The 18,943-nt window shown below is 40.4% G+C and carries 17 protein-coding genes; 14 read left to right on the top strand and 3 right to left on the bottom strand.

The window, feature by feature from the left end:
* Positions 1-256 precede the first annotated feature (256 nt).
* The 5 genes from AC1Q59_RS12630 to AC1Q59_RS12650 all read left to right on the top strand — a co-directional run bounded on the left by AC1Q59_RS12630 (position 257) and on the right by AC1Q59_RS12650 (position 4,585).
* Positions 257-2,050, top strand: a complete 1,794-nt coding sequence (locus AC1Q59_RS12630; RefSeq protein WP_492366192.1) for a BlaR1 family beta-lactam sensor/signal transducer — start codon at positions 257-259, stop codon at positions 2,048-2,050.
* Positions 2,051-2,090: 40 nt separating this feature from the next.
* Positions 2,091-2,474, top strand: a complete 384-nt coding sequence (gene blaI / locus AC1Q59_RS12635) for a penicillinase repressor BlaI (protein ID WP_492366193.1) — start codon at positions 2,091-2,093, stop codon at positions 2,472-2,474.
* Between the two features lie 403 nt (positions 2,475-2,877).
* Positions 2,878-3,405: a YceI family protein gene (locus AC1Q59_RS12640; protein ID WP_492366194.1), complete on the top strand. Its 528-nt coding sequence runs from the start codon at positions 2,878-2,880 to the stop codon at positions 3,403-3,405.
* Positions 3,406-3,473: 68 nt separating this feature from the next.
* Entirely contained in the window at positions 3,474-3,908 is a 435-nt protein-coding gene (locus tag AC1Q59_RS12645; RefSeq protein WP_492366195.1) for a MarR family winged helix-turn-helix transcriptional regulator, read from the top strand.
* 83 nt (positions 3,909-3,991) lie between these two features.
* The gene (locus tag AC1Q59_RS12650) at positions 3,992-4,585 is read left to right on the top strand and encodes an NADPH-dependent FMN reductase (RefSeq protein ID WP_492366418.1); all 594 of its coding nucleotides are present in this window, start codon (positions 3,992-3,994) and stop codon (positions 4,583-4,585) included.
* A 49-nt stretch (positions 4,586-4,634) separates the two neighbouring features.
* Here the strand turns inward: AC1Q59_RS12650 and AC1Q59_RS12655 are convergent, their stop codons facing one another.
* On the bottom strand, positions 4,635-4,907 hold the full coding sequence (locus tag AC1Q59_RS12655; RefSeq protein WP_492366196.1) for an alpha/beta-type small acid-soluble spore protein: 273 nt from the start codon (positions 4,905-4,907) through the stop codon (positions 4,635-4,637).
* A 136-nt stretch (positions 4,908-5,043) separates the two neighbouring features.
* Here AC1Q59_RS12655 and AC1Q59_RS12660 point away from each other — a divergent pair, with 136 nt between their 5' ends.
* Positions 5,044-5,304 carry a CsbA family protein gene (locus tag AC1Q59_RS12660; protein ID WP_492366197.1) on the top strand — a complete coding sequence of 87 codons (261 nt, stop codon included), beginning with the start codon at positions 5,044-5,046 and terminating at the stop codon, positions 5,302-5,304.
* 52 nt (positions 5,305-5,356) lie between these two features.
* Here the strand turns inward: AC1Q59_RS12660 and brnQ are convergent, their stop codons facing one another.
* Positions 5,357-6,700, bottom strand: coding sequence for a branched-chain amino acid transport system II carrier protein (gene brnQ, locus AC1Q59_RS12665; protein WP_492366198.1), 1,344 nt, complete (start codon positions 6,698-6,700; stop codon positions 5,357-5,359).
* A 385-nt stretch (positions 6,701-7,085) separates the two neighbouring features.
* Here brnQ and AC1Q59_RS12670 point away from each other — a divergent pair, with 385 nt between their 5' ends.
* The 7 genes from AC1Q59_RS12670 to AC1Q59_RS12700 all read left to right on the top strand — a co-directional run bounded on the left by AC1Q59_RS12670 (position 7,086) and on the right by AC1Q59_RS12700 (position 16,602).
* Positions 7,086-7,757, top strand: a complete 672-nt coding sequence (locus tag AC1Q59_RS12670; RefSeq protein ID WP_492366199.1) for a GntR family transcriptional regulator — start codon at positions 7,086-7,088, stop codon at positions 7,755-7,757.
* A gap of 387 nt (positions 7,758-8,144) precedes the next feature.
* On the top strand, positions 8,145-10,124 hold the full coding sequence (gene uvrB / locus AC1Q59_RS12675) for an excinuclease ABC subunit UvrB (RefSeq protein WP_492366200.1): 1,980 nt from the start codon (positions 8,145-8,147) through the stop codon (positions 10,122-10,124).
* A gap of 7 nt (positions 10,125-10,131) precedes the next feature.
* Positions 10,132-13,011 (top strand): excinuclease ABC subunit UvrA, encoded by a 2,880-nt coding sequence (gene uvrA, locus AC1Q59_RS12680; protein ID WP_492366201.1) that lies wholly within the window; start codon positions 10,132-10,134, stop codon positions 13,009-13,011.
* Between the two features lie 269 nt (positions 13,012-13,280).
* Positions 13,281-13,601, top strand: a complete 321-nt coding sequence (locus tag AC1Q59_RS12685) for a magnetosome magnetite crystal formation protein family (protein WP_492366202.1) — start codon at positions 13,281-13,283, stop codon at positions 13,599-13,601.
* Positions 13,602-13,627: 26 nt separating this feature from the next.
* Positions 13,628-14,743, top strand: a complete 1,116-nt coding sequence (locus AC1Q59_RS12690; RefSeq protein WP_492366203.1) for a DUF4097 family beta strand repeat-containing protein — start codon at positions 13,628-13,630, stop codon at positions 14,741-14,743.
* A gap of 23 nt (positions 14,744-14,766) precedes the next feature.
* Entirely contained in the window at positions 14,767-15,123 is a 357-nt protein-coding gene (locus tag AC1Q59_RS12695; protein WP_492366204.1) for a phage holin family protein, read from the top strand.
* 243 nt (positions 15,124-15,366) lie between these two features.
* The gene (locus tag AC1Q59_RS12700; RefSeq protein ID WP_492366205.1) at positions 15,367-16,602 is read left to right on the top strand and encodes a TraB/GumN family protein; all 1,236 of its coding nucleotides are present in this window, start codon (positions 15,367-15,369) and stop codon (positions 16,600-16,602) included.
* Between the two features lie 70 nt (positions 16,603-16,672).
* Here the strand turns inward: AC1Q59_RS12700 and nagB are convergent, their stop codons facing one another.
* Positions 16,673-17,398, bottom strand: a complete 726-nt coding sequence (gene nagB / locus AC1Q59_RS12705; RefSeq protein WP_492366206.1) for a glucosamine-6-phosphate deaminase — start codon at positions 17,396-17,398, stop codon at positions 16,673-16,675.
* A gap of 252 nt (positions 17,399-17,650) precedes the next feature.
* Here nagB and hprK point away from each other — a divergent pair, with 252 nt between their 5' ends.
* Complete coding sequence (gene hprK / locus AC1Q59_RS12710; RefSeq protein WP_492366207.1) at positions 17,651-18,580, top strand: HPr(Ser) kinase/phosphatase; 930 nt, start codon at positions 17,651-17,653, stop codon at positions 18,578-18,580.
* Positions 18,581-18,943: the final 363 nt, after the last annotated feature.

Below are 18,943 nucleotides of genomic sequence, written 5' to 3' on the forward strand. Positions count from 1 at the left end.
AAAGCTCATAAAGTCCATCATGCAATAATGCTATTTGTTTATCTCTTTTTAACAAAATTCGATAAATTGATAAACTGATAATGAAGTGTTAAAGTTAAATGTTATAAAACTATAAATCATTAGGAAAAATAGAAAATAAATTGATGATTACTAATATGGAATAAATCCCAAAAAAAGTGTTGTTGGAATTTCTTGAAAGGAATCCGCGGTATGTAAAGTATGATAGAAATACTTCGGAAAATGGAGGTAAGGAAGTATGTTCTTCACTCATATAGTCACAAGTTTTATTGTATCCTCTATTACTATAATGGTTATTTTGCTTATTAGGAGATTGTTTTCTGAGCAGCTTTCAGCAAAATGGCAATACAATCTATGGTTTTTATTGTTAATTGCATTGACGCTACCATTTATACCGGAACAGTTAATTCATTTTGAAAATAAAATTAATTTATTCAATGTAAATCAAATCAATAGTGCTAGTGGCTCGTCACTCAGCACCGCAGAAGTTTCTAGACTTGATAACGTTAATTGGATGCAGGACTTTGCGGTATCTGTCCATCATCTTAATCTGAATTTCTTGAATGTCACAATAACTAGTATTTGGATTGCAGGAATGTTCGTTATGGCTTATTTATTCCTGAATGCGTGGTTTAGATTAAATAAAATTAAAAAGACGACTACAGACTTGAACAACAAAGACATTTTACATGTATTCGAACAATGCAAACATCAGCTTAATATATCGAAACCTTTAATCGTTGGAGAATCACCGCTTGCCAAATCTCCAATGACATTCGGTCTGATTAAAACCTATGTTGTGCTGCCAATACATCTTGAGGAATCAATGTCTATAAACGATATCAAGTACATTTTTCTGCATGAACTGCATCACTATAAATATAAAGATATAGTAACGAATTACCTCATGATCATTTTTCAAATTTTGTATTGGTTTAATCCGCTTGTATGGATAGCTTTTAAAATAATGAGGACGGATCGTGAACTAGCTTGTGATATGGCTGTTTTAAAATCTTTAGGTGAGCATTGTTATGCAGATTATGGAAATGCCATTATTAATTTCGCAGATCTAGCATCAAATTCAAAAGAGTTTACTTGGGTCAATCAGTTTAACGGCCCCAAGGAGCAAATGAAAAAACGAATTGAAAAAATTTCATCCTTTACAATGGAGTCGAAGTGGATGAAGTTGAAGAGTATTTCAATCTTTGCCGTTATAGGTGTATTTGTAGTAAGTCAGGTTCCATTTGTTTCTGCAATGGCCACGAATAATGAGCGTTACGATTTTAATAATGAACGTACGATTTATGAGGATTTAAGCGATTATTTTGCTGGCTACGATGGAAGCTTTGTATTATATGATATGAAAGCTGGTCAATACAGCATTTATAATAAAGATAAAAGCACGCAGAGAGTTTCCCCGAACTCTACTTACAAAATTTATAGCGCATTAATTGGATTAGAGTCAGATGCAATAACAAGTGACCATTCCACTATGAAATGGAATGGAACGAGATATCCTTTTGAATCTTGGAATACGGATCAAAATCTGTCAACAGCCATGAAAAATTCAGTAACCTGGTATTTTCAGAAATTAGACCAAAGAATTCCTCAAGACACCATCAAAGCTTATCTGAAACAGATGGACTATGGAAATGATGATCTTTCTGGTGGGGCAAACTATTGGCTGGAATCTTCATTGAAGGTTTCTCCAGTTGAACAGGTTCAATTACTATCAGCGTTTTATACCAATCAATTTGGATTCGAAGACAAGAATATCCAAATTGTAAAGGATTCCCTTGCTTTAGAGATATACGACGGTTCCCGGCTCTCCGGGAAAACGGGTACTGGCAACGTTAATGGCAGAAATATAAACGGTTGGTTTATTGGATATGTAGAGACCAAGGATAATACTTATTTCTTTGCAACAAATATACAAAATGAAGATAATAGTTATGGAAGCAAGGCTGCGGAAATCACGTTATCCATTTTGAAAGATAAAGGAATTTATGAGGGAAACAGGAAAATAAGTTGAAGCATTTATCACGTCATCCAAAAGAAGGAGGGGAGTTAGGTTGACGAAGGAAATCCCCAATATATCAGAATCAGAATGGGAAGTTATGAATATTCTTTGGAAAAAGTCTCCACAAACGGCCAATGACGTTATATCCTCCTTGCAGGAGCAAACAGATTGGAAGCCGAAAACCGTACGCACTCTTTTGGATCGTCTCGTTCATAAAAAAGTAGTAGGTGTCAATAAAGATCAAAGGGTCTATACTTTTTTTCCGCTTTATTCTCAATATGAATGTCAGCGCGCCGAAACACAGTCTTTTATTAAGCGAATTTATGGTGGAGCGTTAAGGTCGATGCTAGTTCAATTCATCCAGGAAGATTCCTTGTCGGAAGAAGATATTAGAGAATTACGTTCCATTTTGAACGAAAATCCTAAAAAAAAGTGAACCAAAAAATGAAGTTAGTTGACTGTATGATGGTGCTTCTCGTAATTAGAATGAATATGAAGTTTTGAACTAACTATAATTATTTCATTAAGGGGAGCATATCAGAAACGATAAGTGCTCCTTTTTATTTTAGTCATTTTGGTGAAAAAGACTTTTTTGCTTGCTGCTTGATAAAACATTTAATTTATACTAGACAAATTTATAAGAGATAGGATGTATTAAGCTGTTTACAAAAAAAGTTTCTTAGGAAGTGTTGACAATCATCTTGAATATGTGATAAATTTATCTCGGGTTAGAGATAATTGATTTCGAAATAAACATCGAAACACTCTTATCATTTTTTTTGAGAATATATCTCGAATTCGAGATGAAAATAATAATAACGAATATGGGGGAAATGAAAATGGCAAAATGGACAGTAGATCAATCTCACTCAGCAGTAGGCTTTGAAGTAAAACACATGATGGTATCAAAAGTAAAAGGTCAATTTGAATCTTATACTGCAGATGTTGAAGCAGAAGATCTAACAGATTTAACAACAGCTACAATCGCATTCAAATTTGATGTAGCAAGCATTAACACACGCAGTGAAGATCGCGATAATCACTTAAGATCAGCAGACTTCTTTGATGTAGAAAACAACCCATCCATTGATTTTAAATCAACAAGCATTATAAAAGATGGCGATGACTACAAAGTAACTGGTGACTTAACAATTAAAGGGGTAACAAAACCAGTAACATTTGATGTTGAATTCGGCGGTAAAGGAACAAACCCATGGGGTGTTGAAGTTTACGGTTTCGAAGCAGAAGCAAAAATCAACCGTGAGGAATTTGGTCTTACTTGGAACGCAGCACTAGAAACAGGCGGCGTACTTGTAGGAAAAGATATCAAAATCAAAGTTGAATTAGAAGTAAACCCAGCAGCATAAGGCAGGTTAGGAAGTCGAGGGTGATGCTGACTTCGGCATCATCCTCCTCTTGATAAGGAGTGATATGAATGGAACTGGCTAGTGATGAGTTGAAGGCCGTAACAGTAATGCTCCGTGCCTCCCAAGCCATTCAAGAAGTCATTCGAAAAGATGCAGCCAATTATGGGTTAAATTCTACGGAATTCTCCGTTTTAGAGCTGTTGTATCATAAAGGTCATCAGCCTATTCAAATGATTGGGAAGATGGTTCTAATTTCAAGCAGCAGTATCACTTATGTCATTGATAAGTTAGAGCAAAAAAACTATGTCAGGCGTCAAGGCTGTCCGGAAGACCGGCGTGTTATACATGCCGTGTTAACAGAGGAGGGAAAAAAATTAATGGATAATATTTTCCCGCAGCATGTATTGAAAATTAGTGAAGTTTTTGATGATTTAAGTACTGAGGAGCTTAAGCAGACCATTGCCTTGGTCAAACGTGTTGGATGCAGAGCTAAAAGCATTTAATTTTTTTGGGTATAAATCTTTAATTCGAGATATTTGAATTGAATATATTACCAAAAAATATTTCAGGGAAGTGAATTCAGTTGATGGGATTTTTAACTAAACTATTTGGAGCAAAACATGAGGAGGAAGAAACAATGACTAAATTAAACATCGGTATTATTTTAGGTTCTACCCGTGAAGGGCGCGTAAGTCCGCAAGTAGGTGAGTGGGTAAAAGAGATAGCTGACAAACGCGGTGACGCTAACTATACAATCATTGATATTGCAGATTACAAACTGCCACTATTAGGTGAAGCAGGTGGAGATGCATCAGGTGCAGCGGCATGGTCAGAAGCAATTGCAGCCCAAGATGGATTTGTATTTATTGTTCAAGAGTACAATCACTCGATTACAGGAGCACTTAAGAATGCCTTAGACTACCTTCGTGAAGAGTGGAACAACAAGGCAGCCGGAATCGTATCTTACGGTTCGGTTGGCGGTGCCCGTGCAGCGGAACACCTACGCGGCATCCTAGGAGAATTATTAGTTGCTGATGTTCGTGTTCATCCAGCACTATCACTATTCACAGATTTCGAAAACGGCACTGACTTTAAACCAAAGGAAGTGCAAGAGGATTCAGTTAATCAAATGCTAGATCAAGTAGTTCTTTGGTCAAAAGCTTTATTCACTGTAAGATAATTTTTTATCCAGCATAAGGAGAAAGGGGAGACGGCCAAGCCGTCTCCCTTTATTTTTTCAAACGTTCCTGTGCCATGCGAATCATCTCTTTAACCATGCTGCCGCCAATTTGTCCGCCGACCTTTCCGGCCTGTTTAGAGGTTAGCTGGCCATTGTAGCCCTCTTTTAGCGGTACGCCAACCTCTTCAGCGACTTCAAACTTTACGCTGTCAGGATTCTCGGCATCTGTCTGATATCCTTTATTCGCCATGACTTGATTTTTGAATTGATCAAGTGCTCCTCTTGATTCTGGAACCAGCGGGCGCCGTTTTCTTCTAGCCATATATTCAGCCTCCATTAGAACTTGTTATAGAATTAGTTTGCATCTCTGGAGCGGGATTTATTTGTGAAAAATATTGTGTAATCAATGGTTTATCGCTATCCTTGTGTTAGGCAAAAAAATAAAGAAGGTGTAATCATTGTTATTGAAGTTTTTATCAGCACTGTTTTTGCCAGGTTTACTGGTTGTGCTGTTTACAAGAGTGGCTTATAACCAAGTAATCGCACTTGTTTTGACAGTAGCTTTAATTGCAGCTTCCGTTTATAAAGGGTATACAGATTCATTATGGCTAATTGTTGTAGATGCGTTTTCATTGACAGCTGGGTTTTGGTATTCGAACCGAATGAAAGAGCGTGCGCGGAAAAATTCTGATGAAAGTGGCCCTAATCTAAATAATTAGCACATGAAAAAAGCGTTCCTTCTCTTGATTGAAGGAACGCTTTTTATATTTCTTAAGCTGCTTTATCAGCTGCTTGGATGCTTTCTTTTTTGCCTAAGCTGATGACATATCCGATAATTCCTCCGATGATAGCAGGAACGGCGAAGCCGACACCCACTGAGAACCCTGGAAGAATCGCTGTAAATAGGTCGTTTACCGCTTGGATTGGAATTCCAGCAGCGTTTAGTCCGTCAACAATGCTGATAATAACTGTTAATCCAATTGCTCCTTGGTATACTTCTTTTCTCCCTTTGAATAGAGGATTTAGGAATGTTAAAGCCATTAAAACAATAGCTATTGGATAAAGCGCTACTAACACTGGAACAGAGATTGAAATTAATGTTGTTAAGCCAAAGTTTGCAAGAGCTGCACTGATGATGGTGAAAATAACTGCCCATTTTGTATATGAAATGCTTGGAACTAACTGGCTGAAATAGGCTGCATTAGCAGTTACTAGGCCGATGCTTGTTGTTAAACATGCTGCAATAACGATAACAGCTAAAATCACATTTCCGAAAGATCCAAAATAATATTCAGAAACTGCTGCTAATACAGCACCGCCGTTATCTAAAAGGCCGACACCTGCAACACTTGTTGCACCAAGATATGCAAGGGAAGAATAGATAATTGCTAGCAGAGCAGCAGCGATTAATGCTGCTTTTGCAGTGGATATCATGATTTCTTTCTTTGTTTTTGCTCCGCGGGTCTTCATTGTATTAACAATGATAATTCCGAATACAAAGGCTGCAAGAGCATCCATTGTTAAATAACCCTCTTGGAATCCTTTAAAGAATGCATTAGACTGATAAGCTTCTGCTGGTGCTTGAATGTCACCGATAGGGTTTGCAAAAACAGTTACGATAAGAATAGCGATAAAGATTAGTAATAATGGCGTTAAAACTTTTCCGACGACATCAACAAGCTTTGAAGATTTTAGAGAGAAAAATAAGGTAACCCCGAAAAAGATAATGGAAAAAATAATTAATGGTAAAGTCGTGCTTCCATCACCTAAGAACGGCTTAATTCCTATTTCAAAAGAAACGGTGCCAGTTCTAGGAATCGCAAAAGCGGCTCCGATTGATAAATAAAGTGCAACTGTAAAGATTACTCCGAAAACTGGATTAACGCGGCTTGCTAGTGCTTGCAGGTCACTTTTGCCAGAGAATGCAAATGCTAAAATACTTAATAGCGGAAGTCCGACCCCTGTTACGACAAATCCTGCATTTGCTGCCCATACATGCTCGCCTGCCATTTGCCCAAGAAGCACTGGGAAAATCAGGTTTCCTGCTCCAAAGAATAATGCGAATAGCATAAAGCCGACCGCTAAGATGAAAGTAGATGATCCTTTGCCAGACATAATGTTTCCTCCTATTTGTTTTATATTTAAATAACTTTTTGGCTAAATTGTTATAATGTTCTTACTATTCTGGTTACAAGTTAGCTATCCGTAAAAAGTTATTTAGTGTCCCTAGTATTATTTAGATTCAATTAATAGAAAAAGAATCTTGATTACCTTATAGTCGAAATATACCATATGAATAATAGGTATGCAATATATTTCTGAAAATAAAATTATATAAAAATATTAATTTGTTATTCTATTAACGTTGTGTTGTCATCAGATATCCAAAATATTGTATTTTTACAATTAGTTCAATATAATAAAAACAGTATTTGAACGAGTATCAGCCCTAATTAGTTATAGTACATGTAACTGTTATCATAAGAAGCGAGGGGGAGATATGATGCCGATACCTAACAACTTTTCTGCTCCTACACGAACGACAGCAAAGAATCGGGCATATTCTCAAATATTAGAATGGATTATTGACGGGACTTTGCATCCCAAAGAAAAATTGAATGATGCCGATCTGGCCCAGGCGTTAGGTGTAAGCCGGACGCCAATTCGCGAAGCACTGCAGATGCTGAGCTTTCAGGGATTTGTCGAGATGTTTCCTGGTGTTGGGACACTGGTTACATCTGTTAAGGAAGAGGATGTTTGTGAAATTCTTCCGCCGCTCGGGGCGCTTCAGGCTTTGGCAACAGAGATTGCTGCAGAAAAAATCGATCAGGAAACGATTGACTCGCTCCGCGAACTGAACCAGGAATTTGCTCATGCGGTAAAGACAGGTAATTCCTTTAAGGGTTTAAAGCTCGATGAGGCGTTCCATCGGAAAATTGTCGAGATTGCAGATAATTCCTATATTGCCAGCACAGTTTCAACCCTTCAGTCACACGTCTTTCGTCTTTACTTTCATAACTCCATCATTTTGACCTCAAAATCTAGTGATGAGCATGAGGCCATCCTGAAGGCATTCGAAAAGAAAGACAAAGCAGAAGCCGCACGCCTGGCCAAAATTAACATAACCATGGCTATCGATTTATACTATCAAAAACAAAACAGCCAAGAGTAATCAAGAAAAAACCTGCTGATAGAATTATTAGCAGGCTTTTTTGCGTTAAAGCATTGGGGGCCTGCCCCCCGATGGAGTGATGCGTTAAAGCGGTGGGGGCCTGACCCCCGATGGAGTGAAGCGTTAAAGCATTGGGGGCCTGCCCCCCGATGGAGTGAAGCGTTAAAGCAATGGGGGCCTGACCCCCGATGAGGTGGTGCGGTAAAGCGATAGGGCAAGACCGGCCTTTGAGACGAATATTCGTTCGCATATTAGTGGTTTGTTTTTCTTTGTTTGTGGTAGAATGTTTTTATAGAATCTAATGGAAACAAATCAGTATACATCGGTCCTGTTTTTGCATTCATAAGCTGATTTGAACGATAGAGTAAATGGAACGGGGGCTTTTTGATGAAGGACCAGTTTAAACTAGTGTCAAAATATTCGCCTCAAGGGGATCAGCCTTGGGCCATTCGAAAGCTTGTTGAAGGGCTTAGTGAAGGCAAGAAACATCAAACGCTATTAGGGGCGACAGGTACAGGGAAAACCTTTACGATTTCAAATGTCATCAAAGAGGTCAATCGCCCGACGCTGATCATTGCCCATAATAAAACACTGGCCGGCCAGCTTTACAGTGAATTTAAGGAGTTTTTCCCTGACAATGCCGTTGAGTATTTTGTCAGTTACTACGATTACTATCAGCCGGAAGCTTATGTTCCGCAAACAGATACATTTATTGAAAAAGATGCCAGCATTAATGATGAGATTGATAAGCTCCGCCACTCTGCGACTTCTTCATTATTTGAACGGAGAGATGTCATTATTATTGCCAGTGTCTCCTGTATCTTTGGCTTGGGTTCTCCGGAGGAATATAAGGAAAATGTTCTGTCATTACGTACAGGAATGGAAATAGAAAGAAATCAGCTGCTGCGCAAATTGGTTGATATTCAGTTTGAACGCAATGATATTGAGTTTCAGCGCGGTACCTTCCGGGTGCGCGGCGATGTTGTTGAGATTATCCAAGCATCTAAGGATGAAAAATGCATCCGTGTGGAATTTTTCGGTGATGAGATTGACCGCATTCGCGAGGTTGACTCCTTAACCGGCGAGATTCTTGGCGACCGCGATCATGTGGCCATTTTTCCAAGAACCCACTTCGTTACACGCGAAGAGAAATTGAGGGTTGCAATTCAGGGCATTGAGCAAGAATTAGAAGAGACCCTTAAGGAATTGCGGGAAAATGATAAGCTCCTGGAAGCGCAGCGTCTGGAACAGCGCACACGCTATGATTTGGAAATGATGAGAGAAATGGGCTTTTGTTCTGGTATTGAGAACTATTCCAGACATATCACTTTCAGGGAAGCGGGCTCAACTCCGTACACCCTCCTAGACTTCTTTCCGGATGATTTCCTTATTGTCATTGACGAGTCACATGTAACATTGCCGCAGATCCGCGGTATGTATAACGGCGACAAGGCGAGAAAAGAAGTTCTCATTAATCATGGGTTCCGTCTGCCGTCGGCGCTTGATAACAGGCCGTTACGATTTGAGGAATTTGAGAAGCATATTAATCAAATTGTCTATGTATCCGCTACTCCAGGACCATATGAAAACGAGCATTCCCCTGAAATGATTGAGCAAATTATCCGTCCGACAGGGCTTCTCGATCCAACGATAGATGTGCGGCCAATTGAAGGGCAAATCGATGACTTAATTGGTGAAATCCAGGAGCGGGTCAAGCGAAATGAACGGGTTCTTATTACCACTTTAACGAAAAAAATGTCCGAGGACCTGACCGACTATTTAAAGGAAATCGGCATTAAGGTGCAATATTTGCATTCTGAAATTAAAACGCTTGAGCGGATTGAGATTATTCGTGAGCTTCGCCTTGGTACTTATGATGTTTTAGTCGGAATTAACCTTTTAAGGGAAGGATTGGATATCCCTGAAGTGTCGCTTGTGGCTATTCTTGATGCAGATAAGGAAGGGTTCCTTCGTTCTGAACGCTCGCTAATCCAGACGATTGGCCGTGCGGCACGTAATGAGCATGGTCATGTCATCATGTATGCCGACCGTATCACAAATTCAATGGAATTAGCAATCAGTGAGACGAAGCGCCGCCGTTCCATACAAGAAGAATATAATACAAAGCATGGCATCACACCGAAGACCATTCAAAAAGCAATCCGTGATGTCATCCGTGCAACGCATGCTGCCCAAGGGCAGGAGGAATATAAACCGCAAACCAAGCTTAGCAAGCTAAATAAGAAAGAACGCGAAAAGCTGATTGCAACAATGGAAAAAGAGATGAAGGAAGAAGCCAAAGCGCTTAATTTTGAAAGAGCTGCCGAGCTTCGTGATTTAATACTAGAGTTGAAAGCGGAAGGATGACGTATAGATGGCGATGGAAAATCTGGTAATCAAAGGCGCCAGAGCGAATAATTTAAAAAATATTGATGTCACCATTCCGAGAGATAAGCTTGTTGTGCTGACAGGGCTTTCTGGTTCCGGAAAGTCCTCGCTTGCTTTCGATACCATATATGCGGAAGGGCAGCGCAGGTATGTGGAATCATTGTCTGCGTATGCACGCCAATTCTTAGGTCAAATGGATAAGCCGGATGTCGATTCCATTGAGGGCCTGTCCCCGGCCATTTCGATTGACCAAAAGACCACGAGCCGCAACCCTCGTTCAACGGTTGGAACTGTGACGGAGATTTATGACTATCTGCGTTTGCTGTATGCAAGAGTCGGGCATCCTACTTGTCCAAATCATCATATCGAGATTTCTTCGCAAACGATTGAGCAGATGGTGGACCGCATTATGGAATTTCCTGAGCGGACAAAAATTCAGGTGCTTGCTCCGCTAGTTTCAGGGAAAAAGGGTATGCATGTCAAAGTTCTTGAGGGAATCAAAAAAGAAGGCTATGTCCGTGTCCGCATTGATGGCGAGATGTTCGATCTTGGAGAAGACATTGAGCTTGATAAAAATAAGAAGCATTCGATTGAGGTTGTTATTGACCGTATTGTCGTTAAAGATGGAATATCTGCTCGCTTGAGCGATTCTTTAGAATCAGCACTGCAGCTCGGAAACGGAAAAGTGCTAGTTGATATCATGGGGCAGGAAGAACTTCTTTTTAGCGAAAATCATGCTTGTCCACACTGCGGTTTTTCCATTGGTGAGCTTGAACCGCGCATGTTTTCTTTTAACAGCCCTTTCGGTGCCTGTCCGGATTGTGATGGGCTGGGATCGAAGCTTGAAGTTGATGTGGATCTGGTGATACCGAATCCCGATCTATCCTTAAAGCAGCATGCGATTGCCCCATGGGAGCCAACGAGCTCGCAATATTACCCGCAGCTGCTTGAGGCGGTTTGTCATCATTATGGCATTGACATGGACATCCCTGTCAGGGATATTCCGGAGCATTTAATGGAAAAAGTGTTAAATGGATCGAATGGTGAGGAGATCTTTTTCCATTATGAAAATGATTTTGGGCAGGTAAGAGAGGGCTTTATTCAATTTGAGGGCGTTTTAAGAAATGTGGAACGCCGTTTTAAAGAAACCAGTTCCGACTACATTCGTGAACAAATGGAAAAGTATATGGCCCAGCAGCCTTGTCCTACCTGTAAGGGTTATCGTTTGAAAAAAGAAACGCTCGCTGTTCTTATTGATGGGCAGCATATCGGAAAGGTAACCGAGCTATCCATTGAGGAAGCTTATCAATTTTTTGAAGGGCTATCCCTGACCGAAAAAGAAATGCAAATTGCTAATTTAATTTTTAGAGAGATTAAAGAGCGATTAGGATTCCTGGTAAACGTTGGCCTTGATTATTTAACATTAAGCCGTGCTGCCGGGACACTTTCCGGGGGAGAGGCCCAGCGGATTCGCCTGGCTACTCAGATCGGCTCCCGTCTGACTGGTGTGCTCTATATTCTTGATGAACCGTCGATCGGTCTGCACCAGCGGGATAATGATAAATTAATCGATACAATGAAAAACATGCGGGACATCGGAAATACGCTGATTGTTGTTGAGCATGATGAGGATACGATGATTGCGGCAGATTACCTAATAGATATCGGCCCAGGTGCCGGTGTGCACGGTGGAGAAGTGATATCTGCGGGAACCCCGCAAGAGGTCATGGCCGACCCCGATTCATTGACAGGACAGTACCTGTCAGGGAAAAGGTTCATCACACTGCCGCTAGAACGGCGTAAAAGTGATGGACGATTCCTCGAAATCAAGGGCGCAAAAGAAAATAACCTGCAGAATGTTAATGTGAAAATTCCACTTGGGATGTTTGTGTCTGTTACGGGTGTGTCTGGCTCGGGAAAAAGTACACTAGTCAATGAAATTCTGCATAAATCCTTAGCGCAAAAGCTGAACCGTGCCAAAACCAAGCCCGGTGAGCATAAGGAAATCAAGGGGATTGAACATCTGGATAAGGTCATTGATATTGACCAGTCTCCGATTGGCAGAACACCCCGTTCAAACCCAGCAACGTACACAGGTGTGTTTGATGATATTCGCGATGTGTTTGCTGCAACAAATGAAGCAAAGGTGCGCGGTTATAAAAAGGGAAGATTCAGCTTTAATATTAAAGGTGGCCGCTGCGAAGCCTGCCGCGGGGACGGAATCATTAAAATCGAGATGCACTTCCTTCCTGATGTTTATGTGCCTTGTGAGGTTTGTCATGGGAAACGCTATAACCGGGAAACCCTTGAAGTGAAGTACAAAGGGAAGAATATTTCCGATGTCCTTGATATGACTGTAGAGGATGCGGTGAAGTTTTTCGAAAATATTCCTAAAATTCACCGGAAACTGCAAACGATATATGATGTTGGATTAGGCTATGTAAAGCTTGGCCAGCCGGCAACCACTCTTTCTGGAGGGGAAGCGCAGCGGGTTAAATTAGCTTCAGAGCTTCATCGCCGATCCACGGGCCGTTCACTCTATATATTGGACGAGCCGACAACGGGTCTTCATGTAGACGATATCTCAAGATTGCTGGTCGTTCTGCAGCGTCTTGTTGAAAATGGCGACACCGTATTAGTCATCGAGCATAATTTGGATGTCATTAAGGCTGCCGATTATCTCATCGACCTTGGTCCAGAAGGCGGCGACAAAGGCGGAACTATCGTTGCGACTGGTACCCCTGAACAAGTCGCTGAAGTGCCTGAATCTTATACTGGAAAATACCTAAAGCCAATCCTCGAGCGGGATCGCCAACGAATGAAACAGCAAATCGAAGACAAAGAAGCCAGCGTCACAAATGCATAACAACTAAATTTGAAGGCAGCGCCCAAGGCGCTGCCTTTTCATGTGTGTCCGAAATTATTAATGTAAATGCCGTAACCCTTTAACGCACTGCTCCATTGGGGGACAGGCCCCCCATGGATTAACGCTTTAAAGCTCTGGGGGACAGGCCCCCGGTGCTTTAAAGTGCGAAAGACTGTACATTCCCGTATCCATGTAAAATGTGCTGTTTTTGTTTTTAATTGATGAAACCTTTTTTAGCTTTTACCGTAATATTGGTAAAGGAGCTGAAGATGATGGAGACAGGTAAGGTGTTATCGGGTTTAAGCTATTTGAGTGTTTTCTTTGCCGGAATTATTTTTCCGCTTATCGTTTACTTTGTTGCTGAAGATAAACGGGCTAAAGAACATGCTAAGAAGGCTTTGCTTTCCCACCTAATCGTGCTCATTCCTGTGTGTATAACATTTGTCACATTTATTATAGAGGCCTCAAACAATGCAGAATTCCCAGTCCTATTTATAATCAGTATCATTTTAACTATTTTGACATCTTTAATTGTGACAGTATGGAATATAATTAAAGGGATAAAAGTATTTACAAGCGAACATTTTTAGAAAAAACCAGCAGGAGGTATGCGATTATGCAAGAGGAACGCAAGCGCATTTTAAAAATGGTTGAGGATGGAAAGCTGTCCGTTGACGAGGCCATATTTCTTTTGGAGGAGCTGGAAAAGACTAGTCAAACTGCTGAGAAGAAAAAAGAATCACTTGTTCAGGAGTTATCGACAACTGTGAAGTTTGAAGAAGCCAAAAAGGAAGATCCAATCAACTATAAATTCCAATCCGCAAAGGACAAAATTATCGACTTTGTTGACACGGCCTTTAAAAAAATTAAAGACTTTGATCTTGATTTTAACTTTGGGCAATCCGTTGAACTTACCCATATTTTTCAGCAAAGCGATGTCGTGCTGTCAAATATGGATATTGACATTGCTAATGGCAACGTGGAAGTGGTTCCATGGAATCAAAAGGACGTGCGGATTGAATGTAAAGTGAAGGTATATCGCGCAGAAAGTCAGGAGGAAGCGAGAACAAACTTCCTCAGCAATGTCCTATTTGCTGCAGATGGCGGAAAGCTTCGATTCGGCACCCAGTCTAAGTGGATGAAGCTAGAGGCTGTCATATATGTCCCACAAACAGAGTATGATAAAATTAGAATAAGACTGTTTAATGGTTCGATAGAAGGCGGCAACATCAATGCACAAAGCTATAAAGCAAAAACGGCTAATGGCAAAATTATTATGAAGAACATCAATAGCCATTTTGCAGAAGTGGAAACTGGAAACGGGCAAATTCTCATTCAAAAGAGCAAGGTGGACCAGGTTGAAGCAGAAACGCTCAATGGCGCCATTCAAATGGATGGTTATTTTAAAAAGCTTGATCTCCATTCCTTTAATGGCGATATTCTCTGCACAGTAAATGAAGAGGCGTGTGAATTTATTGAAGCCAAAGCAGTTACTGGGAAAATTGAGTTAGAACTGCCTTCACAGACGGCCGTTCACGGAAATCTTAAAACGAATTTAGGCAGCTTCCATGTCAATCTTGACGGAATTCAAATTCTTGAGGATAAGAGCGATGTGATTCAAAAGGTACTTCGTTTTGAGTCAATAAACCATCCTGGAGGTACGCTAAGGCTCGAAACGGAAACGAAGACAGGATCCATCCATATTAGAAAAACAAAATCAGTAACATTTTAAGTTAAAATTGAGGTGCACCAGTCATGAGATGGTTCATTGGAATACTAATAAATGCTGTTCTGTTTATAAGCATTGCCGGATTTTTAGATGAATCCTTTTATGTATCAAGCTTTGGAGCAGCGGTTGCAGCAAGTGTGATACTATCTATTTTAAATATTTTTGTGAGGCCCATTCTCATTATTTTTACACTGCCAGTAACTATATTTTCCTTAGGTCTTTTCCTATTTGTCATTAATGCGATTACATTGGTGCTGACAGACAAAATTATGGGGTCCTCCTTTGAGATTGCAAGCTTCGGAACGGCACTTCTAATGGCTATTGTTATGTCGTTGGCAAACATCATTATTCAAAAAGCAGTTTTCGAATCGCGGGAAAAATAGAAAACAGTGTTTAACAGAAATTAGACTGCAGTAAAGCCTAACCGGGCTTGCCTGCAGTTTTTTTATGTTTGAAAAATGCATTGACCTGAATATATTCGACATATAGATATAGGTCATTTGTTACAATTTTGTAAAAAGCAACTTATTATATTTGTGGAGGTTAGCGAGTATCAGGTACGATAGTAATTGTAAATAGTTTACTATTTTCCTTGCAATTGGAATTTTTATAAGAGAGGGGAAGAGATGTTGAAAAAGATTTTTAAGAGTTTTACAGGACTATTCCTAGCTGCCTTGCTGCTGGTTTCATCTGTTTCAGCTAACTCGGCATCTGCGGCATCGGAAAACGCTAAAGATTGTGTTCCAAAGAAAGTGATGTGGGGGAAAACTGAGCTTAAGAGCGGGCAGCTAGGTAAGGTGACCGTGCTAAAAGAAACAAAACTTTACGCATTAAAAGAGAACAAGCTAGAGGTACATAAAACATTGCCTGTAAAGGGCGAGTATAGGGTCTATACTTTTAAAAACCATGCCAGCGGTGATGTTTATGGTGTTGGCGGCGGATACTATGTAAAAAAGGATAGTTTAATAAAATATGAGACGCCTTCCAAGCGAAAGCTCGCTTTAGTTAAGGAAAATGGCTGTGACAAGGGACAGGCTGTTAAAGAGAATGAAGGCGGATTTTTCTGGAAAGCGGAGAAAAATGGCAACACCGTTTATATGCTAGGTTCCATTCATTTAGGCATTGAAGAATTCTATCCTTTAAATTCAAAAATCCAGAAGGCGTTTGATCAATCAAAGAATTTAGTTGTTGAAGCTGATATTGTGAATATGAATGTACTTGCATTCCAGCAGCTAGTCGCTGAAAAAGCAATCTATGCAGATGGTTCATCTATTGAAGATCACGTTTCAGAGGAGATTCTTGCAAAATTAAAAGAAGCTTTTGCTAGTTACGGTGTGGACTTTAACCAGATTAAGCAATTCGAACCTTGGTATTTACAAATGCTGCTTGAAAATATCAAATCAATTAGCCCTGAGTACAAAGCTGAATTAGGAATTGACTATTATTTATTATCAAAGGCAGGAAACAAGAAGATTATTGAGCTTGAGGGAGCAGAGTTCCAAATCAATATGATGGATAGCTTCTCTGAAGCGGTACAGTTAAAGCTGCTTGAGGAAACGCTAAAATCAGAAAGCGCTGACGGTCAATTGGCAGCCATGATCAAGGCTTGGCAAACTAGCGATGATGACGCCATTGCAAAATTGCTATTCGACGTTCCAGACAATAGTCCAGAATACAAAGAATATATGACTGAACTGCTGGATAATAGAAATATTGGCATGGCGGATAAGATTGCAAAATACCTGACAGGAAATACAAAAGAAACTTATTTTGTTGTCGTAGGGGCAGGACACTACTTTGGTGACATGAGCATCATTAACCTGCTCGAAAAGAAAGGCTTTAAGATTGAAAAAATTCAATAGTTATTAAAAGCAAAGCAAGAGGCTGATACAAAAGACGTTAAAAAACGGCTTTATGTGTCAGCCTCTTTTTTTAGCTTAAGGATAAAGCTTCTTCATCCGCAATCAGCGTGAAGCTTTTATGATTTTTAAGAATGGATGCAGGCAGTTCTTCTGTGATATCTCCATGGATGAGCTGTTTTACTGCCTCTGCTTTTGACTTCCCTGAAGCAAGCAGGAGAATTTCCTTACTTTCCATAATGGTGGCAATGCCCATTGTGAGCGCGTGCGTTGGAACTTCCTCTATGGATCTGAAAAATCTTGCATTTGCCTGACGTGTTTGTTCATCCAGGATAACTACATGAGTCCGGCTGTCAAATGAGGTTCCTGGTTCATTAAATCCAATATGGCCGTTTCCGCCAATGCCTAGCAATTGAAGATCAATTCCGCCTTTTTTCTTGATTAGTTCCTCATATTGTCTGCATTCTTCCAACAGATTTTCCGCCGTTCCTTCAGGAAGGTGGGTATGGGATGCAGGGATATTGATATGTTTGAAAAGTTTGTCCTGCATGAAGAAATGGTAGCTGTTTGGATCAGCAGGATTTAAACCGGCATATTCGTCTAGATTTACAGTTGTGATATTTTCATAGGATGTCCCATTCTTTAAGTGGTCATCAATCAGCAGCTGATAGGTGCCGATAGGTGTGCTCCCTGTCGCTAAGCCAAGAATTATATTAGGGTTATTTTTAATCCGAGTGATAATCATTTTTGCTGCCTGCTTGCTCAATTCCTCATAATTGGCTGTTCTAATTATTTTCATTAGATTCCCCCTGCTTGTGATTTTCTCATTTTATAAAATTACGATTCTATAATTATTATACGCTGTGTGTTTGATTTACATCTCATTACCAGTTCTGGATACCACAACCTTATTATAAGGATTTTTACAGAATGCTGTCTATAAAAGTATTTTTCCAATCTGTGCTATCCATTTACATTTGGATATTTATTAAAAAATGCTAAAATAAAAGGAAATTGAGAAATTCGTATCCCGCATGAGGAGGAGAATGAAGTGGTTAAAGTTCGTACAAAGGATATCCTTGAAAAATTCGGGCTGGAGCTGATTAGCGGTGAAGAGGGAATTAACCGCCCGATTTCAACAAGCGATATCTCCAGGCCTGGAATTGAAGTGTCGGGATATTTTGATTTTTATCCGGCTGAGCGAATTCAATTAATTGGTAAAACCGAGCTTACTTTTACGGAAAGATTAAATTCCAATGAAAGGGAATACCGATTTGAGCGTTTGTGCACGGATATCACCCCTGCGATTATTATCTCCAGAGGGCTAGAGGTGCCAGAGGAATTAATTGAGGTTTCCGAGCGGGAGGCTGTTCCTGTTTTAAGAACAAATCTGAAGACTACTCGCTTCTCTGGTTTGTTAACCAATTATCTTGAGAGCAAGCTTGCACCGTCCACAGCTGTACATGGCGTACTAGTTGATGTATACGGCATTGGCGTACTGATTACGGGTAAAAGCGGTGTCGGTAAAAGTGAAACAGCGTTAGAACTTGTTAAGCGCGGCCATCGCCTGGTTGCGGATGACTGTGTGGAAATCAGACAGGTGGATGAAGGGACCCTTATCGGTACTTCCCCTGAATTGATTGAGCATTTATTGGAGATTCGCGGCCTAGGCATCATTAACGTCATGACCTTGTTTGGCGCGGGCGCGGTTCGACCTCATAAAAGAATATCTATTGTTATGGATCTTGAGCTTTGGGATCAGGAAAAACAATATGATAGACTGGGGCTTGATGAGGAAAAAGTGAAAATTATTGATGTGGAGCTAACGAAGCTGACCATCCCTGTCCGTCCTGGACGAAACCTTGCTGTCATTATCGAGGTGGCCGCGATGAACTATCGTCTAAAAAGAATGGGCGTCAACGCCGCCGAGCAATTCAACAGCCGGCTGGCCGACGTAATTGAAGATGCCGATCATGACTAAAAGGCTTTTTAGCTTTGAAGGATTTGGCGCGGTATGATAACTGGTGCCTGTTTTGGTGCTAATGCTTTAGTTTGGGTAACTAGTAACCAAATTGAAGAGGCATCGTGGATTTGCGTCACTAGTTTGCGCAACTAGTGCCCAAATTGAAGAGGCATCGTGGATTTGCGTCATTAGTTTGCGCAACTAGTGCCCAAATTGAAGAGGCATCGTGGATTTGCGTCACTAGTTTGTGCAACTAGTGCCCGAATTGAAGAGGTATCGTGGATTTGCGTCACTAGTTTGTGCAACTAGTGCCCGAATTGAAGAGGTATCGTGGATTTGCGTCACTAGTTTGTGCAACTAGTGCCCGAATTGAAGAGGTAT

This window comes from Cytobacillus sp. MT66 (assembly GCF_058792595.1).